This is a genomic window from Nocardioides sp. CER19 (assembly GCF_029846275.1).
Taxonomy (GTDB): domain Bacteria; phylum Actinomycetota; class Actinomycetes; order Propionibacteriales; family Nocardioidaceae; genus Nocardioides.
In genome coordinates, this window is sequence record NZ_JARVWS010000001.1 from 491,542 (window position 1) to 518,201 (window position 26,660).

At 72.0% G+C, this 26,660-nt stretch carries 25 protein-coding genes; 13 read left to right on the forward strand and 12 right to left on the reverse strand.

Annotated features, from left to right (window positions below):
- Positions 1 to 11: 11 nt before the first annotated feature.
- Entirely contained in the window at positions 12 to 695 is a 684-nt protein-coding gene (locus QDS12_RS02445) for a helix-turn-helix domain-containing protein (protein ID WP_279876622.1), read from the reverse strand.
- A gap of 138 nt (positions 696 to 833) precedes the next feature.
- On the opposite strand from QDS12_RS02445, the gene QDS12_RS02450 reads away from it, so the two are divergent.
- Positions 834 to 2,204: an MFS transporter gene (locus QDS12_RS02450; protein WP_279876623.1), complete on the forward strand. Its 1,371-nt coding sequence runs from the start codon at positions 834 to 836 to the stop codon at positions 2,202 to 2,204.
- A 3-nt stretch (positions 2,205 to 2,207) separates the two neighbouring features.
- Here QDS12_RS02450 and QDS12_RS02455 read toward each other — a convergent pair whose 3' ends face one another.
- The 7 genes from QDS12_RS02455 to QDS12_RS02485 are packed head-to-tail and all read right to left on the reverse strand — an operon-like array spanning position 2,208 to position 9,601.
- Positions 2,208 to 3,530, reverse strand: coding sequence for an FAD-binding protein (locus tag QDS12_RS02455; protein WP_279876624.1), 1,323 nt, complete (start codon positions 3,528 to 3,530; stop codon positions 2,208 to 2,210).
- Positions 3,527 to 4,330, reverse strand: coding sequence for an aspartate/glutamate racemase family protein (locus QDS12_RS02460; RefSeq protein WP_279876625.1), 804 nt, complete (start codon positions 4,328 to 4,330; stop codon positions 3,527 to 3,529). Before QDS12_RS02460 ends, QDS12_RS02455 begins: the two co-directional genes overlap by 4 nt.
- Before the next feature lie 2 nt (positions 4,331 to 4,332).
- Positions 4,333 to 5,826 (reverse strand): FAD-dependent oxidoreductase, encoded by a 1,494-nt coding sequence (locus QDS12_RS02465; RefSeq protein WP_279876626.1) that lies wholly within the window; start codon positions 5,824 to 5,826, stop codon positions 4,333 to 4,335.
- A gap of 11 nt (positions 5,827 to 5,837) precedes the next feature.
- Complete coding sequence (locus tag QDS12_RS02470) at positions 5,838 to 6,422, reverse strand: cysteine hydrolase (RefSeq protein ID WP_279876628.1); 585 nt, start codon at positions 6,420 to 6,422, stop codon at positions 5,838 to 5,840.
- 28 nt (positions 6,423 to 6,450) lie between these two features.
- The gene (locus QDS12_RS02475; RefSeq protein WP_279876629.1) at positions 6,451 to 7,218 is read right to left on the reverse strand and encodes an SDR family oxidoreductase; all 768 of its coding nucleotides are present in this window, start codon (positions 7,216 to 7,218) and stop codon (positions 6,451 to 6,453) included.
- Positions 7,215 to 8,642 carry an FAD-dependent oxidoreductase gene (locus QDS12_RS02480; RefSeq protein ID WP_279876630.1) on the reverse strand — a complete coding sequence of 476 codons (1,428 nt, stop codon included), beginning with the start codon at positions 8,640 to 8,642 and terminating at the stop codon, positions 7,215 to 7,217. The genes QDS12_RS02475 and QDS12_RS02480 overlap by 4 nt, the downstream gene beginning before the upstream one ends.
- Positions 8,639 to 9,601 carry an isocitrate lyase/PEP mutase family protein gene (locus QDS12_RS02485; RefSeq protein WP_279876631.1) on the reverse strand — a complete coding sequence of 321 codons (963 nt, stop codon included), beginning with the start codon at positions 9,599 to 9,601 and terminating at the stop codon, positions 8,639 to 8,641. Before QDS12_RS02485 ends, QDS12_RS02480 begins: the two co-directional genes overlap by 4 nt.
- 104 nt (positions 9,602 to 9,705) lie before the next feature.
- On the opposite strand from QDS12_RS02485, the gene QDS12_RS02490 reads away from it, so the two are divergent.
- The 3 genes from QDS12_RS02490 (at position 9,706) to QDS12_RS02500 (ending at position 12,362) form a co-directional block, all read left to right on the forward strand.
- Positions 9,706 to 10,554 carry an alpha/beta hydrolase gene (locus QDS12_RS02490; RefSeq protein WP_279876632.1) on the forward strand — a complete coding sequence of 283 codons (849 nt, stop codon included), beginning with the start codon at positions 9,706 to 9,708 and terminating at the stop codon, positions 10,552 to 10,554.
- A gap of 4 nt (positions 10,555 to 10,558) precedes the next feature.
- A complete protein-coding gene (locus QDS12_RS02495; RefSeq protein WP_279876634.1) occupies positions 10,559 to 11,383 on the forward strand; it encodes an alpha/beta hydrolase in 825 nt (274 codons plus the stop codon).
- A 187-nt stretch (positions 11,384 to 11,570) separates the two neighbouring features.
- Positions 11,571 to 12,362 (forward strand): IclR family transcriptional regulator, encoded by a 792-nt coding sequence (locus QDS12_RS02500; RefSeq protein ID WP_279876635.1) that lies wholly within the window; start codon positions 11,571 to 11,573, stop codon positions 12,360 to 12,362.
- Here QDS12_RS02500 and QDS12_RS02505 read toward each other — a convergent pair.
- Complete coding sequence (locus QDS12_RS02505; RefSeq protein ID WP_279876636.1) at positions 12,345 to 13,604, reverse strand: TetR family transcriptional regulator; 1,260 nt, start codon at positions 13,602 to 13,604, stop codon at positions 12,345 to 12,347. The two genes, QDS12_RS02500 and QDS12_RS02505, sit on opposite strands and share 18 nt — an antisense overlap.
- A 12-nt stretch (positions 13,605 to 13,616) precedes the next feature.
- The gene (locus QDS12_RS02510) at positions 13,617 to 14,810 is read right to left on the reverse strand and encodes a multidrug effflux MFS transporter (RefSeq protein WP_279876637.1); all 1,194 of its coding nucleotides are present in this window, start codon (positions 14,808 to 14,810) and stop codon (positions 13,617 to 13,619) included.
- Between the two features lie 221 nt (positions 14,811 to 15,031).
- Here QDS12_RS02510 and QDS12_RS02515 point away from each other — a divergent pair, with 221 nt between their 5' ends.
- The 6 genes from QDS12_RS02515 (at position 15,032) to QDS12_RS02540 (ending at position 22,197) form a co-directional block, all read left to right on the forward strand.
- On the forward strand, positions 15,032 to 16,216 hold the full coding sequence (locus tag QDS12_RS02515; RefSeq protein ID WP_279876638.1) for a substrate-binding domain-containing protein: 1,185 nt from the start codon (positions 15,032 to 15,034) through the stop codon (positions 16,214 to 16,216).
- A 2-nt stretch (positions 16,217 to 16,218) separates the two neighbouring features.
- On the forward strand, positions 16,219 to 17,775 hold the full coding sequence (locus tag QDS12_RS02520) for a sugar ABC transporter ATP-binding protein (protein WP_279876639.1): 1,557 nt from the start codon (positions 16,219 to 16,221) through the stop codon (positions 17,773 to 17,775).
- Positions 17,768 to 18,802, forward strand: a complete 1,035-nt coding sequence (locus tag QDS12_RS02525) for an ABC transporter permease (protein ID WP_279876640.1) — start codon at positions 17,768 to 17,770, stop codon at positions 18,800 to 18,802. Before QDS12_RS02520 ends, QDS12_RS02525 begins: the two co-directional genes overlap by 8 nt.
- 1 nt (position 18,803) lies before the next feature.
- A complete protein-coding gene (locus QDS12_RS02530) occupies positions 18,804 to 19,976 on the forward strand; it encodes a hydroxylase (RefSeq protein ID WP_279876641.1) in 1,173 nt (390 codons plus the stop codon).
- A gap of 112 nt (positions 19,977 to 20,088) precedes the next feature.
- Positions 20,089 to 21,261, forward strand: a complete 1,173-nt coding sequence (locus QDS12_RS02535) for an acyl-CoA dehydrogenase family protein (RefSeq protein ID WP_279876642.1) — start codon at positions 20,089 to 20,091, stop codon at positions 21,259 to 21,261.
- A 24-nt stretch (positions 21,262 to 21,285) separates the two neighbouring features.
- Positions 21,286 to 22,197 carry a VOC family protein gene (locus QDS12_RS02540; protein ID WP_279876643.1) on the forward strand — a complete coding sequence of 304 codons (912 nt, stop codon included), beginning with the start codon at positions 21,286 to 21,288 and terminating at the stop codon, positions 22,195 to 22,197.
- 134 nt (positions 22,198 to 22,331) lie between these two features.
- On the opposite strand, the gene QDS12_RS02545 is transcribed toward QDS12_RS02540, so the two are convergent.
- Positions 22,332 to 22,907, reverse strand: coding sequence for a flavin reductase family protein (locus QDS12_RS02545; protein WP_279876644.1), 576 nt, complete (start codon positions 22,905 to 22,907; stop codon positions 22,332 to 22,334).
- 49 nt (positions 22,908 to 22,956) lie between these two features.
- Positions 22,957 to 23,742: an IclR family transcriptional regulator gene (locus QDS12_RS02550; RefSeq protein WP_279876645.1), complete on the reverse strand. Its 786-nt coding sequence runs from the start codon at positions 23,740 to 23,742 to the stop codon at positions 22,957 to 22,959.
- Positions 23,743 to 23,815: 73 nt separating this feature from the next.
- Between QDS12_RS02550 and QDS12_RS02555 the strand changes: the two genes are divergently transcribed.
- From QDS12_RS02555 to dmpG, 3 genes are read left to right on the forward strand one after another with little or no spacing between them, the layout of a single operon-like run.
- Positions 23,816 to 24,634, forward strand: coding sequence for a fumarylacetoacetate hydrolase family protein (locus tag QDS12_RS02555; protein WP_279876646.1), 819 nt, complete (start codon positions 23,816 to 23,818; stop codon positions 24,632 to 24,634).
- The gene (locus QDS12_RS02560; protein ID WP_279876647.1) at positions 24,631 to 25,611 is read left to right on the forward strand and encodes an acetaldehyde dehydrogenase (acetylating); all 981 of its coding nucleotides are present in this window, start codon (positions 24,631 to 24,633) and stop codon (positions 25,609 to 25,611) included. Before QDS12_RS02555 ends, QDS12_RS02560 begins: the two co-directional genes overlap by 4 nt.
- The gene (gene dmpG / locus QDS12_RS02565; protein ID WP_279876648.1) at positions 25,608 to 26,633 is read left to right on the forward strand and encodes a 4-hydroxy-2-oxovalerate aldolase; all 1,026 of its coding nucleotides are present in this window, start codon (positions 25,608 to 25,610) and stop codon (positions 26,631 to 26,633) included. The genes QDS12_RS02560 and dmpG overlap by 4 nt, the downstream gene beginning before the upstream one ends.
- Positions 26,634 to 26,660: the final 27 nt, after the last annotated feature.

Sequence of the window (26,660 nt, forward strand, 5' to 3'; positions counted from 1 at the left end):
GTCAAGCCGTCTCAGGCCAGGGAGCGGCCGATCCGCTCGGCGGCGCGGACGAGCGCGGGCGCCGCCGAGGTCGCGATGTCCTCGCGGTAGGTGATCAGGTTGAGGCACGCGGTCGGCATGCCCGCGGCGGCGGCCAGGGGCACCGCGACGCCGTACGCGCCGGGCTCGACCTCGCCGAACGTGGCGGCGTAGCCGCGCTCGCGCGCCTCGGTGACGTCGGGGGTCTCGCCCGCGAGGGCCGGCTGGGCGGCGAGGAGAGCGACGCCCGCGGACCCACGCCCGATGGGGTGGCGGCTCCCGGTCTTGAACGACAGGACGTAGGACGCCGCCGGCGGTTCGACCACTGACAGCGCGACCGCCTCGCTGCCCTCCACGACCAGCAGCGAGATGGTCGCCTTGAGCTCCTCGGCGAGCTCCCGCATGAGCGGCTCAGCGGCCGCCCGGAGCGTGGCGTGGATCCCGGCCGAAAGCGCCGCGAGCCCCGAGCCGGTGCGGTAGCGGCCGTCCTCGCTGCGCACGACCAGGCCGAAGTCGGCGAGGGTCGCGAGCAGGCGCGACGCGATCGAGCGGTGTACGTCGAGCCGGGTGGCGATCTCCTGGATCGTCGCGCCGTCGCGGGCGGTCGCGACCAGCTCGAGGGCGCGCAGGCCCCGGGCGAGGGTCTGGGAGCCGACGGCGGGGCGGGCGGATTCCATGCGCCGAAGCGTAGGGCGTCGAGGCGCCCCGGGCCGCGAGCAGTCGGTCAGCAGCCTCTTGACAAGGTCCTGTGATGGCAGTCACGCTGTGCGACATTCGCACATGACCGTGCATTAAATGCACGTGGAGGAGAGCGCATGGACCTCAGAGACGCCATCCGGAACAACCCGATGACCCGCTTCCAAGGGCTGGTCGTCGCGATCTGCATCCTGCTGACGATGATCGACGGGTACGAGATCCTGATCACCTCGTACACGCTCCCGGCGCTCACGGCGCACTGGGGTCTCGACTCGAGCGAGCAGGGCCTGGTCGCCTCGTTCGGCACCCTCGGCATGGGAGTCGGCGCGGTCTTCCTGAGCCCGATCGCCGACCGGATCGGCCGGCGCAAGCACATCCTCGGCGCGCTGGCGCTCATCGTCGTCGGGATGGTCCTGAGCGGGCTCGCGCCCTCCTTCGGGACCTTCCTCGCGTTCCGTTTCTTCGGGGGCCTGTTCCTGGGTGCGATCGTCCCCAGCGTGAGCGTGCTGGTGGCCGAGTACGCCAACCAGCGGCGCCGCGGCACCGTGATGGGCGTCTACGGGATCGGCCTGCCGCTGGGTGCGGCGATCGGCGGCTTCCTGTCGGTGCAGCTGATCGACTCGTTCACGTGGCGCGGCCCGTTCTTCTTCTCCGCCGTGGTGACCGCCGTGCTGCTGCTCGTCGCCGCCGTCGCGCTGCCCGAGTCCGTGGGCTACCTCGTCGAGAAGCGCCCGGCCGGCGCGCTGGAGTCCTACAACCGGATCGCGGCCAAGGTCGGCGTCCCGGCTGCCAGCGCGCTGCCCGCCCCTGTCGACCTCGTCGCGCAGCGCACCGGCGCCGGCGGGATGTGGCGGGGGATCATGCTGCCCCGCACGCTCCTCCTCTGGATCTCGTACGCCCTGATGATCGGCGCGTTCTACTTCGCCAACGGCCTCACCGCCAAGCTGGTCACCGAGACCACCGGCAACCCCGACTTCGGCATCCGCGCCCAGTCGCTCGTCGCGACCGGCGGCGTGATCGGGGCGCTGCTCTTCGCGCTGGCGGCACGCAGGCTCCACCCGCGGCTCGTGACCGCGCTGATCGCGCTCGCGGGCTTCGGCATCTTCTTCGCCTTCGCCGCGAACTTCACCGACCGGACGATGGTGCTCGTCCTCGCCGTGCTCGTCGGCCTGGCGGTCAACGGCGGCGTCGCTGCCTACTACGCGATCAGCCCGTCGATCTACCCGCTCGCGATCCGTGCCGCCGCCGTCGGCATGATGATGGGCGTCGGCCGGATCGTGGCGTTCTTCGCGCCCAACATCGCGACGTTCCTCCAGGCGCACGGCTTCACGCCTGAGGAGCTCTACCGGCTCTACGGCGTGGTGCTGCTCGTCTCGGCGGTCACGGTGACCCTGCTGCACGCCACCTACCGCGGGCTCAACAGCAGCGACGCCATGGAGGCCGAGGACGTCGAGGCCGCGGAGGAGGCACCGCTCCCGGTCGCGAGCTGAGCGTCAGCCCTCCGCGAGCCGGTCGCCGATGATCCAGCCCGTCCCGAAGGCGGCGAGCAGGCCGTTGCCCGACAGGTAGCCGTCGGAGGACGGCCCGGCGAGACCGCAGGCGGTGCCGCCGCCGGCGAAGAGCCCGGGGATCGGGGTGCCGGTGGCGTCGAGGACCTCGCCGGCCGGAGAGACCACCAGGCCGCCCTGGGTGGTGAGCAGGCCGTGGGTCACCCAGGCCAGATGGTACGGCGCCTCGAGCGGGCGGCGCCCCGGAAGCGGGGCTATCGCCCGCTCGACGTCGGCGACCGGCAGGGCCAGCGCGGCCGCGAGCTCCGGCAGTGTCGCCAGGTCGCGGATCGCCCCCGCGGCCAGGCACTCCCGCATCATCTCCGAGGTGCGGGTGGCGGCCATCGCGGTCGCGTCCCACACCATCGCGGCGCGCTCGCCGGGCTGGGCCTGGAGGACGCCCGCGAGCGAGGAGTAGCCCTTGGACTCCTCGTCGACGAACCGACGGCCGGTGGTGTCGAGGAGGACCGCGCCGTTGAACTGCAGGGCGGGAGAGACGCGGGTCCCGTGGTCGACGACGACCAGTCCCGAGCGCAGGCCGGCGCCCATGTTGCGCACCTGCGCCCCCAGCGCGAGCGCCCACGGCAGGGCGTCACCGGTCGAGGTGGACACGCCGCCGTAGAACGGGTTGCCCAGGTGGGCCAGGTGCTCCTTGACCAGCGCCGGGCTGCCGGCGAAACCGTCGGCGGCGAGGACGACCGCGCGGGCACGTACCCGCTGCAGCGAGCCGTTCTGGGAGACCACGACCCCCGCCACGCGATCGTCCACGACGACCAGCTCGGCGACCGGCGCCTCGTCGACGAAGGCCACGTTGTCGTGGCCGTCGACCAGGGCGCGGAGGTGGCGGATCAGCCGGCCGCCGCCGAGCCGCCCCACGTCGGTGTGCAGCCGGGGCACCGACATGCCCGCCCGGGGCATGTCGGCGCCGATCTCGACGGGGTAGCCGGTGTCAGCGATCCACTCGACCAACAGGGGGGCGACCGCGCACACGGCCTCGACCACGGGCCGCCACTCCTCGTCGCCGCTCGCACGCAGGATGTCGTCGGCGTGTGCCTGCGGCGAGTCGACGATGCCCGCCGCGGCCTGGAAGCGGGTGCCGCCGGCGGCCAGGGAGCCCGAGGAGATCGCCGCGTTGCAGCCCTCGCGGCTCGACTTCTCGAAGACGGCGACCACCAGGTCGGCGTTCCGGGCGGCGCGCAGCGCCGTCATCAGGCCGCACGCGCCGCCGCCGACGACAGCGACGTCGACCTCGGAGTCCCAGGTCGTCATGCCAGTGCCGCGGGGGTGCCGTAGAACGCCCGGGCCGCGTCGACGAGCTCGCGCCGGGGCTGCGCGCCGTAGAACCCGACGCGTGACGGCCTGAGCCCGGTCGCGGCGTGCTGCGCCGCCCGCAGCTCGGCCATCCGGACGCAGGTCCCGATCGAGTCGAGCACCGGTACGTCGTCGACCCGGGAGATGCCCTGGTCGGCGAGGAAGACGTTGAGCGGGGCCTCGCCGGGCACGATGACGTTCGCGCCGGCGGCGATGGCGCGCCGCGCGGCCCGCTCGAAGGCGTCGACGAGACCCTCCGGCGCGGCGTAGGCGGCCATCACGTCGTGAAATGCGGCCTCCACCTGCAGGATCGGCCCGACGAGCGCGTCCAGCCGGTAGTTGCGCAAGTTGCGCCGCAGCTGCGGCTCCAGCGCGGCGATGAAGTTGACGATGCCGACGCGGTCCCCGAGCTGGGCAGCGGCCAGCACCGAGGTCTGACCGAACGTGACCACCGGGATGTCGACGAGGGTCCTGACCTCCTCGTAGGCGGTGTCGGGGATGGTGGCGATGAAGAACGCGTCGTAGCCCTCGTCCTGCGCTCGGAGCGCCGCGTGGACGAACTGCTCCCGGTGCAGGCCGGCGAGGTAGGCGTAGCCGATGTGGGTGCCGGGGTAGTCCGACGGGTACGTCCCCGGCTTCATGCCGTGCAGGTCCACCTCGGTGCCCGGCTGGGTCTGCGCCTGGAGGTGCCGGGCGAGGGCGTCGCGGTAGTGCGGGACGTGGTCGAGCACGGTGAAGGACTGGTGCCAGATCCGCACGCTCACACCCCTGCCTCGAGGGGCTGGCCGTCACCGACGGACGCACCTGCGGCGCGGAGGGCCGCGGCTCGCTCGCCGGCGATCCGGCCGAACGTCGCGCCGCGGAGCACGGACGTGGAGCCGGTGTAGTTGGAGTAGTAGAGGCCGGTGAGCTCGCCGGCCGCGTAGAGACCGCGCATCGGCCGGCCGTCCCGGTCCACGACCTCGGCGTCGGCGGTCGTCTTGAGTCCGCCGAAGGTGAACACGTTGGCCGCCATGACCGGGTAGGCGACGTACGGGCCGTGCTCGAGCGGCAGCGACCAGTTCGACTTCGGCGGCACCAGGCCGGTGGTGGCCAGGCCGTCGGGGGCGAGCGGGTCGTAGCCGGCGGGGTCCGGGCACGCCGCGTTGTACGCCGCCACGGTGGCCTCGGTCGTCCCGACGGGCAGGCCCAGCCGGGCGGCGAGCTCGCCGATCGTCGCGCCGGTGACCGGAGCGATGTCGGTCCGGACGCCGGCCATGATGTTCGGGACCGCGAGGCCCTGCTGGTCGAGGATCACCCAGGCGATCCCCTCGGTCTGGGCCTGGATCGAGCGGGTGGTGCGCTCGTACCAGGCGTCCACGGTGCCGCGGGCCTCGTCGACGAAGCGCGTGCCCTCCTTGTTGAGGAGGACGCCGTAGGGGAAGCAGAAGATCGCCGCCTCCGGCTCGCCGCTGCGCGGGTCGACGGGCTCGGCGTGGAAGAGGGAGAAGTTGCCGGCGGTCGCCGCGCCCAGCGCCAACGCCATCTCGAGCCCGTCGCCCTTGTTGTAGTTGCCGCCGCGGGCGACCGGACGCGACGTCATCGCCCGGTCGCCGTGATAGCGGGCCATCATCTCGAAGTTGCCCTGGTAGCCGCCGCAGGCGAGGACCACCGCACCCTGGAAGAGCGCTGACCCGTCCGGGCCCTGGGCGAGCACGCCGTCGACCCCTGCCTCGGAGACGGTGAGCCGTCGCGCGGTCGTCTCGAAGTGGAACTCCACCCCGAGTGCCCGGGCTGCGCGGCCCATCGTCTCCACGATCGCGAGACCGCCGCCGACCGGCGCCATCCGCGTGGTCGACTGGGTGAGGAAGGGCGTCGGCACGAAGTCGAAGCGGACCCCGTGCCCGGCCATCCACCGCAGTGCCTGCGGCGCCTGCTCGGCCAGCGTGGCGACGTAGTCGGGGTTGACCGTGTGGGTGGCGCGATAGAGCGGCTCCTGGCGGGCGGGAGCCAGCGCGGCGTCGTTGACGATCGACGGGTCGGGGTGGCCCATGAAGTCGTCGACGAGGATCTCCTCGAAGCCGTCGGCGACCTCGTCGAGGGACTGCATGCGCAGGAACGCCTCGGTGTAGCGGGTGTTGCCGCCGGTCTCGGCCGCGGTCGAGCGCTCGAGCAGGGCGACCCGGGCACCGCTCTCCGCGGCCGAGACGGCGGCAGAGAGGCCGGCGACGCCGCCGCCCACGACGACGACGTCGTAGGTGTGCGTGTTGGTCATGGCGGGTCCTCTCAGAAGGTGACGTCGGCGGCGCGGGTGACGGTGCCGAACAGCGGCAGCACCTTCTCCATCGCGAAGGTGTGCAGCTCGGGCGCGAACGAGGCACACATGTCCTCGACGACGCTCACCTGGAGTCCGGAGTCGGAGGCGTGCCGGGCGGCGGACTCCACGACGAGGTTGGTGGCCACGCCGCCGAGCACCACCTCGGTGACACCCTCGGCGGCGAGCAGCTCGCGCAGCGGCGTACCGATGAACGGGTCGACGCACCCCTTGTCGACGACCGGCTCGGTCTCGATCGGCGCCAGTGCCTTGACGATCTGCGACTCGGGGGAGTCGGCCAGCATGGTCCGGTTGGTCTCGTAGGGATCGAACCGGGGCAGGCGGTTGGTCCGCAGCTTGTAGGACGGGTCGAAGGCGAGCCGCACGTGCACGACCAGCGCACCGGCGGCCCGGGCCTTCTCCAGCACCCGCTCGGCGGTGGCGAGCACGTCACGCTGGGCGACCTGCGCCTGGAGCGGCGGCGCCTTCAGGTGCGGCCCGTCCTCGCAGAGCGCGACCTGGTAGTCGAGCATGAGCAATGCCTTCTCGGTCATCATCAGTCCTTCGTGTTCGGTTCGTTGGTCGTCACCACGCGGACCAGCCGCCGTCGACGTACACGACCTGGCCGGTCATGTACGACGACGCGGGGCTCGCGAGCAGCAGGAGGGGGCCGGCGAAGTCGGTGTCGGGGTCGCCGAGCCGGCCGAGCATGGTCCGGTCCCCGAACCACTGCAGGCGCTCGGGGTCGGCGCCGAGCGCGGCGGTCATCTGGGTCGGGTAGAAGACCCCGGGGGCGAGGCAGTTGACGGTGATGCCGTGCCGGCCGAGCTCGCTGGCGAGGGAGCGGGTCACGTTGGCGACGCCCGCCTTGGAGGAGTAGTAGGCCGACTCCGGGACCGGGCCGACCCGTTCGGCGTAGACGGTCGTGAGGTTGACGACCCGTCCGCCGTGGCCCTGGGCGGTGAGCGTCCGGCCGGCCTCGCGGCCGACCAGCCAGGTGCCGGTGAGGTTCACCCGGATGACGCGCTCGAACTCCTCGAGCGAGGTCTGGTCGTACGCCTTGCGGAGCATCACGCCGGCCGCGTTGACGACGACGTCGAGGCGGCCGTGCCTCGTGACGACGTCAGCGAAGAGCGCGCTCACGCTCGTCTCATCGGTCACGTCGACCTCGTGGACGGTGGCGCCGGTGACTTCGGCGGTGGCGGCGAGGTCGTCCTTGCGCAGCGCGAGGTCCGCGGCGGCGACGGTGGCACCCGCCTGCGCCAGGGCGCGGGCGGCCTGCTCGCCGAGGCCGCCGGCTGCCGCACCGACGACGAGGGCCACCTGGCCGGTCAGGTCGAAGGGGCTGGTCACCACTCGAGCTCACTCTCCTCGTCGGCCGCGTGGGTCCCGGCGAGCCGGCCGAAGATGCCGGCCTTCCCGATGGACGTCCCGGTCATGTAGCCGGCGCCGTGCAGACCGCCGACGAGCTCACCGGCGGCGTAGAGGCGCTCGATCGGCTCGCCCCACCAGTCGAGGACCCGCAGCCGGGTGTCGACGGTGAGCCCGCAGTAGGTGGCCAGCACGACGGTCCCGGACGGGTGGGCGAAGAACGGCGGCTGCTCGATCGCGAACGGCTCGCCGACACCGCCCGAGAGGTGGGCCCGTCCGAGCGGGTCCGGTCGGCCCTCGCGGATCGCGTCGTTGTAGTCGGTGACCGTGCGCTGCAGTGCGCCGTCGGGAAGGCCGACCTGCCGCTCCAGACCCGCGATCGTGTCCGCCTCGAGCAGCATCCCGGCGCGGCGGCGGCCGGCGAACTCGTAGATCGGCACCTCGTCGTTGGAGAGGGACATCGTCCGGGAGTCGAAGACCTGCCACGTCGTGACGCCGGGCTGCGCCAGCGCGGCGTCGCCGATCTCCTTGTAGTTGCGCGACTCGTCGACGAAGCGACGGCCCTCGCGGTTGACCGCGATCGCGCCCTTGTAGACGGCGAGGATGCCGGTGCCGTCCTCGTCCGGGTGCTCGGTGTGGAAGTGCCCGTAGGTGCCCTTGATGTAGGGCGTGTCCCGCAGCCCGGCGCCCAGCGCCATGGCCATCATCAGCCCGTCGCCGGTGTTGCCGGCGCCACCCTGACGCAGGGCGTGCTCCATCTGCGGGGCGAACCGCGCGAGCAGGTCGGGGTTCATCGAGAAGCCGCCCGTCGCGAGGACGACGGCATCGGCGGCGATCCGGTGGAGGGAGCCGTCGCGCCGCCGTACGTCGACACCCGTCACGCGGGTGCCGTCGTGGACCAGCCGGTGGGCGGGTGCGTCCAGGACGAGGCGCGCGCCGAGCCGGCCCGCCGCCTTGAGCAGGTGCACGAGCATGCCAGTGGTGTCGCTCGGGTGGCTGCGCGGCGCCGACTGACCGGAGGCGGCGTGGATCTCGCCGTACTCGACGCCGTGCTCCCGCAGCCAGCGGTAGGTCTCCAGCTGGCGGGCGCAGTAGAGGTCGACCAGCGCCTCGTCGTTGCGGTGCCTGCCGACCTCGAGCAGGTCCTTGCGGAGCAGCTCCACGGAGTCGGCGATGCCCTGGGCCGCCTGCTCGTCGGTGCCGGCGAACGCGGAGAGCCCGGCCGACCTCACGGTGGACCCGCCGATGGACCCGGTCTTCTCGATCAGCACCGCGTACCGGCCCGCCTCGGCGGCGGCGAGCAGTGCGGCGCAGCCGGCCAGGCCGGCGCCGAGGACCAGGACGCCGACCTGGGCGGGGAGCTCGGTCTCGAGGGGGAGGCCGGGGATCTGCAGCTGCTCGGTCACCGGATCTCGCCCAGCTCTCGGTCGAGCTGCGCCTGCGCGGCCGCGAAGGCCGGCAGTCGGAAGAGCGTCTGCCGTTCCGTCCAGCCGGCCATGCGGTCGGCGCGCGACGCGGTCTCCCCGTGCGCCTTCAGGTGCGCCAGGGCCTCCCGCCCGGCGAGGTGCAGGGAGCGCATCAGGTAGTTGGCGTAGAGCACGACGCCGAACCCGAGGTCGACGTACTCCTCGAGTCTGAGCTGTGGCGTCTTGCCGCCCTCGACGACGTTGACGACGAGGGGCGTGCCGGCGAGCTCGCGGCCGACCAGGGCGAGCTCGTCGACGGTGCGCGGTGCCTCGATGAAGAGCACGTCGGCGCCGGCCTCGACATAGGCCCGGCCGCGCTCGATCGCCTCCTCGATGCCGTACGCCGACCGGGCGTCGGTCCGGGCGATGATGACGAGCTCGCCGTCGGTGCGCGCCTCGCACGCCGCGGCGATCTTGGTCTGCATGTGCCCGGCGGGGATCAGCGTGTGGTCGTCGAAGTGGCCGCAGCGCTTCGGCATCTCCTGGTCCTCGAGCTGCAGGCCGGCGACGCCGGCGCGCTCGAGGAGGCGGACCGTGCGCATGGCGGCGAGCGGGCCGCCGTACCCGGTGTCGGCGTCGGTGATGAGCGGGATCCGGATCGCGTCCGCGAGCCGGGCGGCGTGGTCGACGACCTCCGTCTGGGACACCAGCCCGAGGTCGGGCATGCCGAAGCCGGCGTTGGCCAACCCCGCGCCCGTGGCGTACGCCGCCTCGAAGCCGGCCTCCTCGACCAGACGCGCACCCAGCGCATCGGTGACGCCCGGCAGGACAAGCGGCGTCCCGGTGAGCGTGTCCTCCAGTGCGCGGCGGAGGGAGCGTCGCCGCTCGGTCGGTCCGGCGAGCGTGCCGGACAGCCCGGCACGGGCAAGCGTGTCCCTGAGGTCGAAGGAGATGGGCATGCGCCGACCCTGGCATCGGGGACCGGACGGAATCCCGTCGGTCGTCCCGTCGGCTGGCACAGCGTCCTACCTGTGCCGCGCGCCGGGACGCTCTACTCGTCGGCATGGAACTGACCGAAGAGAGCACCAGCAGGTTCGTCGAGCTGCCGACCCAGGGCAAGCTGCACTACAACGAGGCCGGCAGCGGCCACCCCGTGATCCTCATCCACGGCAGCGGGGCCGGCGCGAACGGCTGGTCCAACTTCCGCAGCAACATCGGCCCGCTGGCCGAGAGCTTCCACGTGTTCGCCATCGACTGCATCGGCTGGGGCAGGTCGGACGCCGCGACCGCCGACAAGTACGACCACGTCGCCATGGTCGTCGAGTTCATGGACGCGCTCGGGCTCGAGAACGCGGCCCTGGTCGGCAACTCGATGGGCGGCATGATCGCCATCGCCGTCGCAGCCCGGCACGGCGACCGCGTCTCGCACCTGATCACGATGGGCCCCGGTGCCTTCATCTCGACGCCGACGATGTTCGGCGCCGGCGACGGGCCCACCGAGGGGATCAAGATCCTGCTCGAGGGCTACGCCAACCCGACGGCCGCGACGATGAAGAAGCTCGTCGAGATCATGGCCTTCGACGAGGAGTTCGCCACCGACGAGCTCGCCGAGCTGCGGGCGACGGGCGCGGCGGCCCGTCCCGACCACCTGGCCAACGGCCTGAAGTCGTTCGTCGAGGGTGGCCCGGTGCGCAACCAGGCGACCTGGGAGGAGGCGAAGGGCATCACGGCCCCGGCGCTGCTCATCCATGGCCGCGACGACCGGGTGGTGCACTTCGAGCACACCCTGCGGCTGGTCTCGACCATCCCGAACTCGCGCGCGGTGCTGCTCAACCGCTGCGGCCACTGGGCGCAGATCGAGCACGCGGACGAGTTCAACCGACTGGTGCGCGACTTCGTCCTCAGCGCCTGATCGCATGGACCTCACCTACGAGAGCACCAGCCGCCTGGTGCAGACAGCCACCTGGAAGATCCACGTCAACGAGGCTGGTGAGGGGCATCCCCTGCTCCTCCTCCACGGCAGCGGTCCGGGCGCCACCGGATGGTCGAACTTCGGGCACAACCTGCGTGCGCTCGCCGACCGGTTCCACGTCATCGCCGCCGACATGCCGGGCTGGGGAGCCTCCGACGCCGTCACCGTCGACGAGCGGGACCACGTCAGGGCAGCGGTGGAGCTGCTCGACGCCCTCGGCATCGAGAAAGCGGCGCTGGTGGGCAACTCGATGGGCGGGATGACGGCGCTGCGCTTCGCCTACACCCACGCAGAGCGCATCACCCACCTGGTCACCATGGGTCCGGGTTCACCCGGCCCCGTCCTCTTCGGACCGGGGGACGGTCCCACCGAGGGCCTCAAGGTGCTCAACGCCGCGTACGTCGACCCGTCGCCGGAGCGGATGCTGGAGCTCGTGCGGATCATGACGTTCTCCGAGGAGATGGCCGACCCGGCCATCGCGCAGCAGCGGTCCCAGACGGCGCGGTCACGCCCCGACCACCTCGCGAACTTCATCGCGGGAGTCGGCCGTCGACCGTTCGTCGACGCGCACCGGCTGCCCGAGATCGCCGTCCCGACGCTGCTCTTCCACGGTCGGGACGACCGGGTCGTGCACTTCGAGCACTCCTTGAGGCTGTGCGCGGCCATCCCGGACTCGCGGCTGGTGCTGCTCAACAGGTGCGGGCACTGGGCGCAGCTCGAGCACGCCGAGGAGTTCAACGAGATGGTCGCCGACTTCGTCGACCGCTGATCCCCGCCCCACGAGCGCTCTGGAGATCTTTCTCCAGAGCGCTCGTTCCATTCGCGGGCGCCTCGCCCGCGTCCCCCGAACTGTTTCCCGGCAGAACGCTTGTCCTATCTCTGTATCGATCGTTACAGTGACGCGCATCACCCTGTGAACGCCGTCACGCACCAGTGGCGGAGAAGGAGAGAGCGACATGACCGCCGCTGTCGTCGAGAACCCGACCCGCGCCTCCCTGGCCGCCGACGAGTCCGACCGGACCGTCCCGTCCGTCACGAAGGCGCTCCAGCTGCTGGACGCGTTCCGCGATGCCCGCGGAGCCCTCGGCGTCAGCGAGATCGCGCGGCTGGCCGGCGTACCGAAGTCCACGGCGTTCCGGCTGCTGTCCTACCTGGAGAAGGCCGGCTTCGTGGAGCGCGCCGGCAAGGAGTACCTCCTCGGCGGTCGCCTCTTCGAGCTCGGCAACAGCGTCCCGATGTGCCGCCGCGGTGGCCTCCGAGAGGTCGCGATGCCCCATCTGTCCGAGCTCTTCGTCGCGACCGGCAAGGTCGTCCAGCTCGGCATCCTGGAGGGCACCGACGTGGTCTACCTCGAGAAGATCATCGCCCGCGACACCGTCGACGTCCCCACGGCGGTGGGCCAGCGGATGCCGTCGGCGTGCACCGCGCTCGGCAAGGCGATGCTCGCCTTCAGCGATCGCGACACGATCGGCGCGGTCCTCGACAACGGCCTCGTCCGGCGGACGCGCTACTCCCACGTCGACCCGGCCCGCTTCCTCAACGAGCTGCGGCGGGTCCACCAGGAGCGCATCGCGTTCGACCGCGAGGAGGTCAGCATCGGCCTGGTATGCGTCGCCGCTCCGGTGCTACGCGCCGGTCGTGCCGTCGGGGCCGTGTCGGTCTCGGGACGGGCGACCCAGTTCAACCCGGCGGTCGCGGTGACGCACGTACGCCGCACCGCCGAGGCGATCTCACGCCAGCTCGGGTGAGGCCTCCAGCGCGCCCGCCACGGCGCCGGTGAGCACGACGGCCATCTCGCGAGCGTCCCACGTGGGCTCGTCGAGCTGGTCGGAGAAGAACAGCCCGTCGTGCAGGATCATCGTCATCACCGCGAGCCGCTCTGCGTCCTCCGGGCGCATGTCGAGCACGTCGCGGAACCACTCCGTCATGATCAGGCGCTGGCGGTGGCGCACCGAGAGGAACCGGGCGCGCCCGGCCGGTGCGTCATCGCGCCGGAGCAGGAGCAGCTGGTGCCCGATCCGGAGGAAGTCGGGCTCGGCCTGCAGGGAGCGCAGCGCCGTGGCGAAGTGGCTGCGCAGCTCGTCCTGCCACGGCGTGCCGGGAGTCGGCGGCAGCCAGGCCGGCTGCCGTGCCGACCACTCCTGGAAGGAGTGCTCGACGACTCCGGCGAGCAGGTCGTCCTTGCCCTTGAAGTGCCAGTAGAGGGACGAGGGCGGCAGGCCGGCGCGGGCGCAGATGCGGGAGATCGACGCCCCCTCGTAGCCGGACTCGGCGGCCACCGCGGCCGCCGCGTCGAGCAGCCGGTCACGGCTGGTGCGGGCGTCGCCGAGCACGCGCTCGGTGCGGGCGGGCGCGACCTCCCGGTCGGTGGGGAGCGACTGCTCGTGCAGACGTCCGGCGACCGCGGCGATGGCCTCGGCGAGGAGCGGCACCACGAGGTCGATCCGCTCCTGTCCGTCGGACTGGTGCGCGATGAAGAGCCCGTCGAGGGCGGCCATGGTGAGCCGGACGAGCACCGGCCGGTCGCGGGCATCGGCGCTCGCCGACCACCACTCGCCGACGACGTCGCTGGCCTGGCCGCGGATCCGGAGGAACCGCGTGCGGGCCTGCGAGCCGACGGCGGGGCCGGTCTCGAGCGACATCATCAGGCCCATCCTCCAGAAGCCCGGCTCGTGGTCCAGGCCTCGGGTCGCCTCGCTGAAGTGGGTGGCGAGGGACGCCGCGAGCGACTCGCCGGACGTGCCCCTCTCCCAGCGCGGCGAGTGCTCGTGCCACAGCGCGAACGCGTGGTCGAGCGCGTCGGCGATCAGGTCGTCCTTGTCCTTGAAGTGCCAGTAGAGGGACGACGCGGGCAGCCCGGTGGCGCGCTTGACCTGCGCGACAGTCGTCCCGACGTACCCGCGCTCGCTCGCGATGCGCAGGGTCGCATCGAGGATGGCTCGCCGCGACACCTCTCCCTGAGCGTGGGTGCGGCTGGTCTTCCTGGCCATGGGGAGCCGATCCTAGTCCCGGCGGCCGGCGCAGGCCGCCACCTGGCACCCCAGGGCGACGACGGAGGCGGCCAGCATGGTCACGCCCATCCTGCCCGCGGACGCGCCGCCCAATGACGCCAGCGGCGGTATCGCCGCGCCGAACAGGAACTGCGCGGTCCCGATCAGAGCGGACGCGGCGCCCGCCCGCTCCCGGTGGGGCAGCAGGGCGAGCGCGACCGTGTTGCCCAGGGCCGCTCCGAGGCCGACCAGCACCAGCCACAGGGGCACGAGGACGACGGCGAGGGGCGCGCCCAGGACGCCGGCCGCGGCCACCGCTGCGGTCGAGCAGACGATCAGCCCGACCGCCGCGATCAGCATCGACGCGGCGCCCGTACGCCCCACCAGTCGGGCACTGACCTGGCTGCCGAGGATCATGCCGACCGCGTTCGCGCCGAACACGAGCGAGTAGGCCGACGCTGAGACGCCGTACCCGTCCTGCAGGACGAAGGAGCTCATCGAGATGTAGGCGAACAGGACGACCCCGAACGCCGCCGACATCCCGAGGTAGCGCGTGAACCGGCGGTCGCGCAGGAGCAGGCGCAGGTCGCTGCCCCCGACCTGCGCTACCCCGGTCCTCGTCTCCGGCAGCCGGGTCAGCACCGCGACCAGCAGGAGGGTGGAGAGGAGCGCGAGCACGACGAAGATGCCGCGCCAGTCGGTCACGCGCAGGAGCTGGCCGCCGAGCACCGGCCCGAGCACCGGGGCCAGACCCGTCACGAGCATCAGCTCGGAGAAGACCCGCGCGGCGCGCTCGCCCTCGTAGACGTCGCGCACGATCGCGCGGGCGATGACCACGCCGGCCGAGCCGGCCAGGCCCTGGATCGCGCGCAGCACGATCAGCGTGCCGACGTCGGGAGCGAGAGCGCAGAGGAACGAGGTGACCGCCAGGACGCCGATGCCCCACCGCAGGGGTCGCAGCCGACCGACCCGGTCCGAGAGGGGGCCAGCCACCAGCTGACCCAGCGCCAGCCCGATCAGGCAGACCGACATCGTCAGCTGGGTCGTCGCGTCGTCGGCGCCCCAGGCGTCGCCGAGCTGGGGGAGCGCCGGGAGATAGAGGTCGGTGACGAGCGGCGCCACCGCCGTCAGGGCACCCAGCAGGAGCAGGGTGCGGCCCGGAAGGGTCCGCTCGGCCGTTGCCGAGGCGGTCGGGGACGGGATCATGACGAGGAGCCTCCCGGCCGTATCTCGCCGGACGCCAATGCCGTGTTTCCCCGGATGGCACGGAATGGTCGTTCCAGCAGCCGTTTTCCACTCCGCGGCACGCTCCCCCGCGTACGGACGGCAAAGTCCTTGCGCCCGTCCGACGCCTCCGTAGCGTTCGTCCCACTGAGTGACGTGATGGTCGTCACGTCCCGGACAGCGAACCCGAGGAGAGGTCAGTCATGTCCCGCACCCCCACGAACCGCCGCCGGCGCGCCGCCGCGCTGGGCGCGGTCGTCGCCTCGCTGGCACTGCTCGGTGCTTGTGCCCAGAACGACGCCCCCGGTGCGTCCGCCGGCAGCAGCGCCGAGGACCCGACCGCCGGCATCGAGCAGGCCAAGAGCCACCTCGAGGAGCTCGCCGCCCCCCTCACCGCGGCGAGCTACCCGAAGGAGCCGGCGCTCTCGAAGCCGGTCGACCTGGCCGGCAAGAAGGTCCTCTTCGTCGCCCTCGGCGACAACATCCCGGTCATCCACGGCGGCGCCGTCGGTGCCGGCGAGGCTCTCAAGGCGGTCGGCGCGACCAGCGACATCTGCGACGGCAAGTTCACGCCCACGGTCGTCGCCGACTGCCTGCAGCGCGCCGTCGACCGCCGCTACGACGCGGTGATCGCCAGCTTCATCGACTACGACATGGCCGGTGCCGCCTTCGACGCGGTCGAGAAGGCGGGCATCCCCGTGCTCCTGGGCGGTGTCGCGGCGCCCGCGGACAAGAAGCCGTCGACCACGCTCGCGTTCTACGACAACACCCCACGGGTCAACGAGCTCTACGGCGCCCTCAGCGAGAGCGCGCTGGCGCACGGCGGCGCGGACACCAACGCCCTGTGGCTGCGTCTCACCGACTCCACCACGACGACCGACGCCAGCGACGCAGGCATCGACCGCTTCAAGAAGCTGTGCCCGTCGTGCGGGCTGGCGAGCACCGACTTCGCCACCGCGAACATCGACAAGATGCCCGGCGCCGTGTCGGCCGCGCTGCTGCAGCACCCGGACACGAACGTCCTGATCGTCCCTGTGGACAGCTTCGTCCCGCCGGCCATGCAGGGGGTCCAGTCCGCCGGCCTGGCGGACAAGGTCACCGTCATCTCCAGCAGCTCGGACCTGGCCGGCCTGCAGCGGCTGAAGTCCGGGGACCAGGCCGTCGACCTCGGCACGTCGGTCGTCTACGAGGGCTGGAAGCTCGTCAACGCCCTCGAGCAGCTCCTGGCGGGAGACGAGGTCCGCAAGGGAGACACGATGGTCACCCGGGCCTTCACCCCCGACAACGTCAACGACCTCACGCTCGACCAGGCCAGCTACTTCACCACCTCGTGGTTCGGCGACGACTCGTTCAAGGACGCCTTCCTCACCGCCTGGGGCGTGAAGTAACGATGCCGACGCCACGGCTGGAAGCGCGCCACGCGAGCAAGACGTACGGCGCCGCGCGGGTGCTGGACGACGCCACGCTGGTCGTCCAGCCGGGCGAGATCCACGCCCTCATCGGGCAGAACGGCTGCGGGAAGTCGACGCTGGTCAAGATCCTGACCGGCTACCACGCCCCGGACGCGGGTATGGAGCTCGCCGTGGACGGGAAGGCCCTCAGCCTTCCGGTCCAGTGGCGGGCCGCCCAGGCCGCGGGCGTCTCGGTCGTCCACCAGGACCTCGGTCTCGTCGACCACCTGAGCGTGAGCGAGAACATCGGCATCGGCGGGTTCAAGCGCACGCACGTGAGCCGACGGATCGACTGGCGGGCCCAGGACCGGGTCGCCCGGGAGACCCTGGGCCGGCTCGGGCTCGACATCGATCCTCATGCGCCGGCCGGCGATCTTCCCGCCTCCCACCGCGCGGGCGTCGCCATCGCCCGTGCACTGCGCGACGCGGTGCCGGGCGAAGGCCTCGTCATCCTCGACGAGGCGACCCGGGCGCTGCCGCGCGAGGAGCTGGCGCGGTCCCACGAGGTGCTGCGCCGGATCGTCGCCCCCGGGACCTCGGTGCTGATGGTGAGCCACAACCTCGAGGAGGTGCTCGCCCTCGCCGACCGGGTCACGGTGCTGCGCGACGGTCGAGTGGTCGGTCAGGGGCTCGACACCGCCGGCCTGACGGAGGCCGACCTGGCCCGCCTGATGCTCGGCTCGACCGTCGACGCCGTCGTCCGGTCCCCCGCGGTGCGCCCGGAGGCCAGCGCGGCCGCCGAGGTCGTCGGCGTACGGATCGACGGCCACGACCCGCTCGACCTGACCGTCGCCGAGGGCGAGGTCGTCGGGATCACGGGGCTGCCCGGCACCGGCTTCGAGCAGCTTCCGTACCTCCTCGGCGGCGCCAGGCGCGGCGCCGGGAGCGTCGTCACGTCGCGCGCCCGGGTCGACCTGGCCCGCGCCACCGTGCCCCAGTGCCTCGACGCCGGCATCGCGCTGGTGCCCGAGCGCCGGATCACCGACGGCCTCGCCGTCGAGCTGTCCGTCCGCGACAACCTCGCGCTGCCCACGATGCGCCGCCGGGGGAGGCCGTGGCTGGTCCGGCGCGGCTGGCAGGACCGCCTCGCGGCCCGGGCCATCACCGGTCTCGGGATCAGGTCGCGCGGTCCCGGCGCGCTCGTCCGCGAGCTCTCCGGCGGCAACCAGCAGAAGGTCCTCTTCGCGAAGTGGCTCTCGGTCGAGCCGTCCCTGCTGGTGCTGCACGAGCCGACGCAGGCCGTCGACGTCGGCGCACGCGCCGACCTCCTGCGCACCGTCGGCGAGACGGCCGCGGCGGGGGCCGGCGTACTGCTGGTGAGCACAGAGCCCACCGACCTGGTCGAGACGTGCGACCGGATCCTCGTCCTCCATCCCGGGCGGCCGCCGCGCGAGCTGCGCACCTCCGACCCCGACGACGTCCTCGAGGCGATCTACGGCGTCCCGACCACCGCCCCCTCCACCGTCGACACCGAGACAGGAGCCCTCCATGTCTGACACCGAGCAGCTGCCGGCGACCGCGGTCGCGGCCGCCCCCGAGCAGCTGACCGAGCCGAGAAGACGCCCGGCCTGGCTGCAGAACCCGGCCGCGAAGTACTCGCTCCTGGTCGTCTGGGCCGCCATGGCGGCGTACTTCTGGTTCGCCGTGCCCGGCGGCCTCTTCCACACCACCGGCACGTTCCGCAGCATCTTCGGCTCGATGCAGGCGATGGTGCTGGTCTTCCTCGCGATGTCGGCCGTCATCACCCTCGTCGTCGGTGAGTTCGACCTCTCGATCGCCTCCGTCATGGGCATCTCGGCCACCACGGCGGCGGTGCTCGGCGGCCTCCACGACGTCAACCCGGTCCTCGCCTGCCTGGCGGCCATCGGCGTCGGCGCCCTCGCCGGCGCCGCGAACGCGTTCTTCGTCGTGGTGATGGGGGTGTCGTCGTTCGTCGTCACCCTCGGCATGGGCACGGTCTGGATGGGCGTGGCGGAGATGGTCAGCCACAACAACTACGTGTCGATGAGCAGCCCGGGGTTGAAGTCCTTCGCCACCACCTCGGTGCTCGGCATGCCGGTGGCGTTCTACTACGGCGTCGGACTCGCGCTCGTGCTCGCCTACCTGCTCGCCTGGACGCCGCTGGGGCGCTCGATGATCTTCATCGGCGCGAACCCGGAGGTGGCGCGGCTGGCCGGGGTGCGGGTCGCCCCCATCCGCTTCGGCGCGTACGTCGCCGGGGGCGTCCTGGCCGCCTTCGCCGGGATCCTCATCGTCGCCAGCGTGGGGTCGTTCGACAACAGCACGTCGTCGTCGTACCTGCTGCCGGCCCTCGCCGCCGTCTTCCTCGGCACCGCCGTCATCCAGCCGGGCATGTTCAACCCGCTCGGCACCCTCGTGGCCATCTACTTCCTGCAGACCGGCATCCTCGGCCTGCAGCTCCTGGGCTACGACACCTGGATCCAGAACGTCTTCTACGGTCTCGGCCTCGTCGTCGCCGTGACCCTGGCCAAGGTCGTCCGCGACCGCGCGAAGGGAGCCTGACGTGCACGCGTCCGTCCACCACATCACCGCCTCCGCCGAGGAGCTGCGGGCGGAGGCGCTGTCCTCCGACGAGCTCGGCCGGCTCACCGACCGCACGGTCGAGATCCTCCGGGCGTCGGAGGGCATGAAGCTGATGCAGGCCAAGGACCTCGGTGGCTTCGAGGCCCACCCGAACGACTTCTTCGACTGGGTCATGGCCGTCGGCGAGGCCCACCCGTCGGCCGGCTGGGTCGCGGGCGTGGTCGGCATCCACCCGTGGCAGATCTCGATCATGGACCCGCTGGTCCAGGACGAGATCTACGGCGCCGACCCGGAGGTCTGGGTGGCGTCGCCGTACGCGCCGTTCGGCCGGCTCGTGCCGGTCGAGGGCGGCTACCGCTTCACCGGCCGCTGGCCCTACTCCACCGGCACCGACCACGCGCGCTGGATCATCCTCGGCGGGCTGCTGGCCGACGAGTCCGGCGCGCCGGTCGCGCCGGGGCGGATGTGCCACGTCGTGCTGCCGAGGTCCGGCTACGAGGTCGTCCCCGACTCGTGGAACGTGCTCGGTCTGCGCGGCACCGGCTCGAAGGACGTCATCGTCGACGGCGCGTTCATCCCGGAGCACCGCGTGAGCTGGGCCGAGCAGATGTACGACTACACCTACGCGAAGGAGCGCCGGCCCGAGACGCCGCTCTACCAGATGGGCTTCGGGCTGATGTTCCCCGCGGCGATCGCGGCCGGGACCTTCGGGATCGCCCGCAACGCGCTGGCGGTCTTCGAGGAGACGATGGCGTCCCGGATCTCCACCGCCGGCACCGTCGCCAAGACCTCGCCGCTCCAGCTCGACGCGCTCGCCCGAGCCCGGGCCGACGTCGAGGCGTCGATCTGCCACCAGCAGTCGATCGTCGCGCGACTCCACGAACAGGTGGAGGGCGGCGTTGACATCGACACCGAGCAGCGCATCGCGTTCCGGCGCGACCAGGTACGGGCGACCTCGCGCTGCGTCGCCGCGGTCGACGACCTCTTCCGCTTCGCGGGCTCCGGCTCGATGAACAGCGGTCACCCGGTCGAGCGCGTCTGGCGCGACCTCCACGTCGCCGCCACGCACATCTGCAACATCACCGAGGCCGTCTACCAGGGCTGGGGCGCGCAGCGCTTCGGGGCGCCGCTGCCGCCCGGCTTCACCTACTGAGCAGTCGTTCCTGTCCGCGGCACGGCTCGCTTGTGAGCCGCGCCACACGTTCTTAGCGTTCCTGTAGCGATCGTTCCAGAACGCCCAAGCGCCTGAGCCGAGAGAAGGGGCCATGCACGAGGTCATCGACAACATCCACAAGGCGGCCGACACCCTGCGCCGCGAAGCACCCGAGAGCGACCGCCGCGGGAGGCTCACCGACCTCACCGCGCAGACGCTGCGGGAGAGCGGCATCGTCCGGATGCTGCAGCCGAAGGAGTACGGCGGCCACGAGGCGCACCCCGCCGAGTTCCTCGAGGCGGCGATGGAGACCGCGATCGCGGCCCCGTCGGCCGGCTGGGTCGGCGGCGTCGTCGGCGTCCACCCGTGGGAGATCGCGATGATGGACCCGAAGCTCCAAGAGGAGATCTGGGGCCAGGACCCCGACACCTGGGCGGCGTCGCCGTACGCCCCCATCGGGCGCGCCGTCCCGGTCGACGGCGGCTTCCTCTTCACCGGACAGTGGCCCTACTCCAGCGGCACCGACCACTGCCGGTGGGTCATCCTCGGCGGCATCGTCGACCACGGACCCGACGCCAAGCCGGGGCCGCCGGACATCCGGCACTTCGTCATCCCGCGCTCCGACTACGAGATCGTCGCCGACTCGTGGAACGTGATGGGCCTGCTCGGTACCGGCTCCAAGGACGTCCGGATGACCGACGTCTTCATCCCGGACTACCGCGTGGTCGACGGGACCGCGATGAACGCGGGCGCCTACGAGCACCGACAGGAGGGCAAGGCGCTCTACCGGCTCAAGTTCCCGCTCATGTTCTCGGCGGCCATCGGCGCCGCGACGCAAGGCATCGCGCAGGGCGCCCTGGCCGCGTTCAAGGACTACCTCGGCGGGCGGGTGTCGGCGGACGGCAACATCGCCAAGCAGGACCCGATCCAGCTGTTCTCCTACGCCGAGGCGGCGGCCGAGATCGCGGCGTCGCGCTCGCACCTGCTCACGTCGACCAGCGAGCTCTACGACTTCGTCGCCAAGGGCGGCGAGGTGAGCCGCCGCCAGCGGCTCACGTTCCGCCGCGACCAGGCGCGGGCGACCCGCCGCGCCGTCGACGCGGTCGACAGCCTCTTCAAGACCGCCGCCGGCGGCTCCGGGATCCACACGTCGTTCCCGCTCGAGCGCTACTGGCGCGACCTGCAGGTCGCCCAGGTGCACATCTGCAACATCCAGCACAACATCTACACCGCCTGGGCCTCCGACGACCTGACCGGCGAGTCCAACCCCGCCCTCTTCGTCTGACCCGCACACCTCGAGGAGACAACCATGTTGATCACCGCTCTCGGCTACCTCGGCGTGACCTCACCGCGCTCGGAGGACTGGCGCCGCTTCGGCGGCGACTTCCTCGGCGCGATGGTCGCGCCGGACGGCCCCGACGGCGCCGTACGGCTCAAGTTCGACGACGCCGACTGGCGCCTGCAGATCCACCCCGGCGAGGCCGACAAGGTCGAGTACTACGGCTGGCTCGTCAACCACGAGGAGGACCTCGACACCGTCGTCGAGAAGCTCGCCGCCGTCGGCGTCACCGCCTCCTGGGGCTCGGCCGAGCTCGCCGAGGCACGGTCCGTCGACAGGCTCGTGCAGTTCACCGACCCGTGGGGCAACCCGCACGAGGTCGCCTGGGGCCAGGTCACCACGTCGAACTCGTTCCGCACCGGCCGCGGGATGCAGGGCTTCGTCACCGGCCAGCAGGGCCTCGGCCACGTGCTGCTCCTGCTCCCCGACATCGAGGCGGGCCACGAGTTCTTCCACGGCGTGCTCGGCTTCGAGCTCTCGGACAAGATCATCGAGCCCGGCCGGATCAACGCGCGGTTCTACCACGTCAACGCGCGGCACCACACGCTCGCGCTGGGCGAGTGCCCGCCGGGCGTCGCCGGCTTCAACCACCTGATGCTGCAGGTGAGGGACATCAACGACATGGGATGGGCCTACGACCGTCTCGAGGAGTTCGACGTCCCCGAGACCCTGTCGATCGGCCGCCACACCAACGACCAGATGGTGTCGTTCTACTGCACGACGCCGTCGACCTTCCACATCGAGTACGGCTACGACGGCCTCGAGATCACGCCCGACTGGGTGCCGCGGGTCTACACCAAGACCCAGATCTGGGGCCACCAGGTGCACCCCGAGACGAAGAACCGCCCCCCGGGGATCATGCACGAGGTGCCGGTCGCCTGAGTCGCGCGTCAGAGCCCCCAGCCGTTCGGCTGGGGGCTCTGGCGTTTCTGGTGTGGTTGGGGCTCCGGCGGCGGGGAGTCATCACGGGTGTGGTGGCGGCGGATGGTCGAGCACTCACCGCTGCCCCGGGCCGCTCACATCGGGAAGTCGGAGGTATAGCTCCACCAGCCGTGGTCGACGAGCTCCTCGTCGGTCAGGCGAGCGGCGGGTACGTCGGCGAAGCGGCCGTAGGAGCCCTGGAAGAACAGCAGCGGCGTGACCGGGCGGGTGACCTCCATGGCGAGCACCTCGCACAACACGATCCAGTGGTCGCCCGCGTCCACCTGCTGCACCCCGCGGCAGTGCACGTGCGCGACGGCGTCGGTGAGGTGGGGCGCGCCGTGCTCGCTCCGCGACCACTCGACGGAGGCGAACTTGTCCTCGCCGCGGCCGGCCATGGTGCGGCACAGCTCGAGCTGGTCGGCCGCGACCACGTTGATGCAGAGCGTCTCGGCGCGGGCCAGGCGGGCGTAGGTGCTCGACGTCCGCTGCGGCATGAAGGCGACGAGCGGAGGCTCCATCGAGACGGCGGTGAAGGTGCCGACGACCATGCCGACGGGCTGCCCTTCGTCGAAGCCGGTGACGACGGCGACGCCGGTGGGGTAGTGCCCCATCACCGTGCGGTAGACGCTCGGCTCGATGGGGACCTCGATCTGGTTGCTGGTGGTCACCTCGCCAGTGTGTGGCGGCCGGGCGCCGACGGGCCACCGTCGCGTCCCGTCACCCGGAACGACCGGGACGACCGGAACGACCGCGGCTGACGACGCTGCCCAGCGCCTGGGCCGCCGCGCGGACGGCGGTCGCGTGGCTCTCGGGGCGGTAGCGCCCGACCGGCCCGGTGACGCTGATCCCCGCGAGGGCGGTGTGGCCGTCGAAGTCCAGCACGGGCGCCGCGACGCAGAGCAGGCCTGGGGTGGACTCCTCGCGCTCGAACGCGATGCCGGTCTCCAGGACGGCGTCGAGCTGGCGGCGCAGCAGTCCGGGCGCCACGATCGTGTGCGGCGTACGCCGCTCCAGCGGGCCGGTCAGCACCGACTTGCGGACCTCCGGGCCGGCGTGCGCGAGCAGCACCTTGCCGATGGCGGTGCAGTGCAGCGGCATCCGGCCTCCGACGCGGGAGGGCGCGGGCGCCTGCCGGTGGCCGCCGATCTTGGCGACGTAGACCACCGCGTGCCCGTCGGTGACGCCGAGGTGCACGGTCTCGTGGGTCCGCTCGTAGAGGTCCTGGAGGAACGGCATCGCCAGCTCGAGCAGGGTCCGCTCGGCCGACGCGCGCATGCCGAGCTCGAACATCCCGCCGCTCAGCCGGTAGCCGCCCGGAACCTTGTCGAGCAGCTGGTGGCCGACGAGGTCGGCGGCGACGCGGTGGGCCGAGGCCTTGGGCAGACCCGTGCGCCGCACCAGCTCCGCGAGCGGCAGGACCTGGTCCTCGGGTGTGAAGGACCGCAGGATCGCCACCGCCTTGCCGAGGACGGTGTCGAGGTTGGGTCCGAGCTCGCCGGTCATGGACGGATCCTACGTTCCACTGAGTGGGACGGATCCGTGGCGAGGTGCCCGACGGCCGGGGAGGGTGGGCGCCATGACAGACACCCCCACGACGGCCGACCGGACCGCCGTCCTCGAGGCCGCGGCCCGGCTGCGCGAGGCCGCCGCCACCGGTACGCCGGTCGCGCCGGTGCGCGACCTGATCGGGCGCGACGACATCGAGGCGGCGTACGCCGTCCAACGGCTCAACGTCGAGGCCCGCCTCGCCGAGGGTGCGACCGTCGTCGGCCGCAAGATCGGCCTCACCTCCGCTGCCGTGCAGCAGCAGATCGGCGTCGACCAGCCCGACTTCGGGGTCCTGTTCGACGACATGGCCTACGGCGACGGCGACGCGATCCCGTTCGGGACCGTGCTGCAGGCCAAGGCGGAGGCCGAGGTCGCGTTCGTCCTGAAGGACGACCTCGCCGACGGGCCGCTCGACCGCGAGCAGGTGACCGGGGCGATCGACTACGCCGTCGCCGCGATCGAGGTGTGCGGCAGCCGGGTGGCCGACTGGGACATCAGCTTCGGCGACACCGTGGCCGACAACGCCTCCTCGGGCGTCTACGTGCTCGGGACCGAGCGGCGCACCCTCGACGAGGTGGCGCCCGTGGAGGTGACCATGTCGATGACCGTCGACGGCGAGGAGGTCTCCACCGGCAACGGGGCCGCCTGCCTCGGCGACCCGGTCAACGCAGTCGTCTGGCTGGCGCAGAAGGCGCGCGACCTCGGCGACCCGCTCCGCGCCGGCCAGGTGGTCCTGTCGGGCGCGCTCGGGCCGATGCGCGCCATCACCCCCGGCGCCGAGGTCGCCGTCGCCATCTCCGGGCTGGGCACCGTCTCGGCCACCTTCCCCTCCGAGGAGAACGCATGACCAGCGCGGTGAGCAAGACGAAGGTCGCCATCATCGGCTCGGGCAACATCGGCACCGACCTGATGATCAAGGTCATGCGCACCAGCCAGCATCTCGAGATGGGTGCGATGGTCGGCATCGACCCGGAGTCCGACGGCCTCGCCCGCGCCGCCCGGTTCGGGTTCGCGACGACCCACGAGGGCGTCGACGGGCTGATGGCGCTCCCGGGGTTCGACGAGATCGAGATCGTCTTCGACGCCACGTCGGCCAAGGCCCACGAGCACAACGCCGCCAAGCTCGCGCCGCTCGGCAAGCGGCTCATCGACCTGACGCCGGCCGCGATCGGCCCCTACGTCATCCCCGCGGTCAACCTGGAGGAGCACCTCGACGCGCCGAACGTCAACATGGTCACCTGCGGGGGCCAGGCGACGATCCCGATCGTCGCCGCGATCAGCCGCGTCGTCCCGGTCGCCTACGCCGAGATCGTCGCCTCGATCGCGTCCAAGAGCGCTGGGCCCGGCACGCGCGCCAACATCGATGAGTTCACCGAGACGACCTCGGCGGCGATCACCCAGGTCGGAGGTGCCCAGCGCGGCAAGGCGATCATCATCCTCAATCCCGCCGAGCCGCCGCTGATCATGCGCGACACCGTCTTCGCGCTGGTCCAGGCACCCGATCCGTCGACCCGCCCGGACTTCGAGGCGGAGATCCGGCAGTCGATCGAGAAGATGGTCGCCGACGTGGCTGCCTACGTCCCCGGCTACCGGCTCAAGCAGCACGTGCAGATCACCGAGATCCCGGCGGACCAGCCGGTTCACACCCTGCTCGAGGACGGTGCGGCGCGCCCGACCCACCAGGTGTCGGTGTTCCTCGAGGTCGAGGGCGCGGCGCACTACCTCCCGGCGTACGCCGGCAACCTCGACATCATGACCTCGGCCGCCCTGCAGATGGCCGAGAGGATCGCTGCGGCGGCGCAGGACAAGGAGAGCGACCGATGAGCACCCCCGTCTTCGTCCAGGACGTCACCCTCCGCGACGGCATGCACGCCGTCCGGCACCGGATCACCCCCGAGGACGTCAAGCGCATCGTGAGCGCGCTCGACGAGGCCGGCGTCGACGCGATCGAGGTCGCGCACGGCGACGGGCTGGCCGGCGGCTCGGTCAACTACGGCCCCGGCTCCCACAGCGACTGGGAGTGGATCGAGGCGGCCGCCTCGGTGCTGAAGCGCGCCCGGCTGACCACGCTGCTGCTGCCCGGCGTCGGCACGGTCCACGACCTGCAGCGCGCCTGGGACCTCGGCGTCCGCTCGGTCCGCGTCGCGACCCACTGCACCGAGGCCGACGTCTCCGCGCAGCACATCTCGATGGCTCGCGAGATCGGCATGGACGTCTCGGGCTTCCTGATGCTCTCCCACATGGCCCCGCCCGAGGAGCTTGCCAAGCAGGCCAAGCTCATGGAGTCGTACGGCGCCCACTGCGTCTACATCACCGACAGCGGCGGCCGTCTGACGATGAAGGACGTGGCCGACCGCGCCACGGCCTACCGCGACGTGCTCGACCCGGCGACCGAGCTCGGCATCCACGCCCACGAGAACCTGTCGCTGTCCGTGGCCAACTCGGTGGTCGCCGTGGAGAACGGCATCCATCGCGTCGACGCGTCGCTCGCCGGTCACGGCGCCGGCGCGGGCAACTGCCCGATCGAGGCGTTCATCGCCGTCGCAGACCTGGTCGGCTTCCAGCACGGCTGCGACCTGTTCAAGCTGCAGGACGCCGCGGACGACATCGTCCGGCCGCTGCAGGACCGCCCGGTGCGGGTCGACCGCGAGACGCTGACCCTGGGCTACGCGGGCGTCTACTCGTCGTTCCTCCGGCACGCCGAGAACGCCGCCGCGCGCTACGGCGTCGACGTCCGCGACATCCTCATGGAGTGCGGCCGCCGCCGGCTCGTCGGCGGTCAGGAGGACATGATCATCGACATCGCGCTCACGCTCGTGGCCGCGCGGGAGGCTCAGGCGTCCTGAGTCCTGGCACGCCGTACGGCCCGGTCG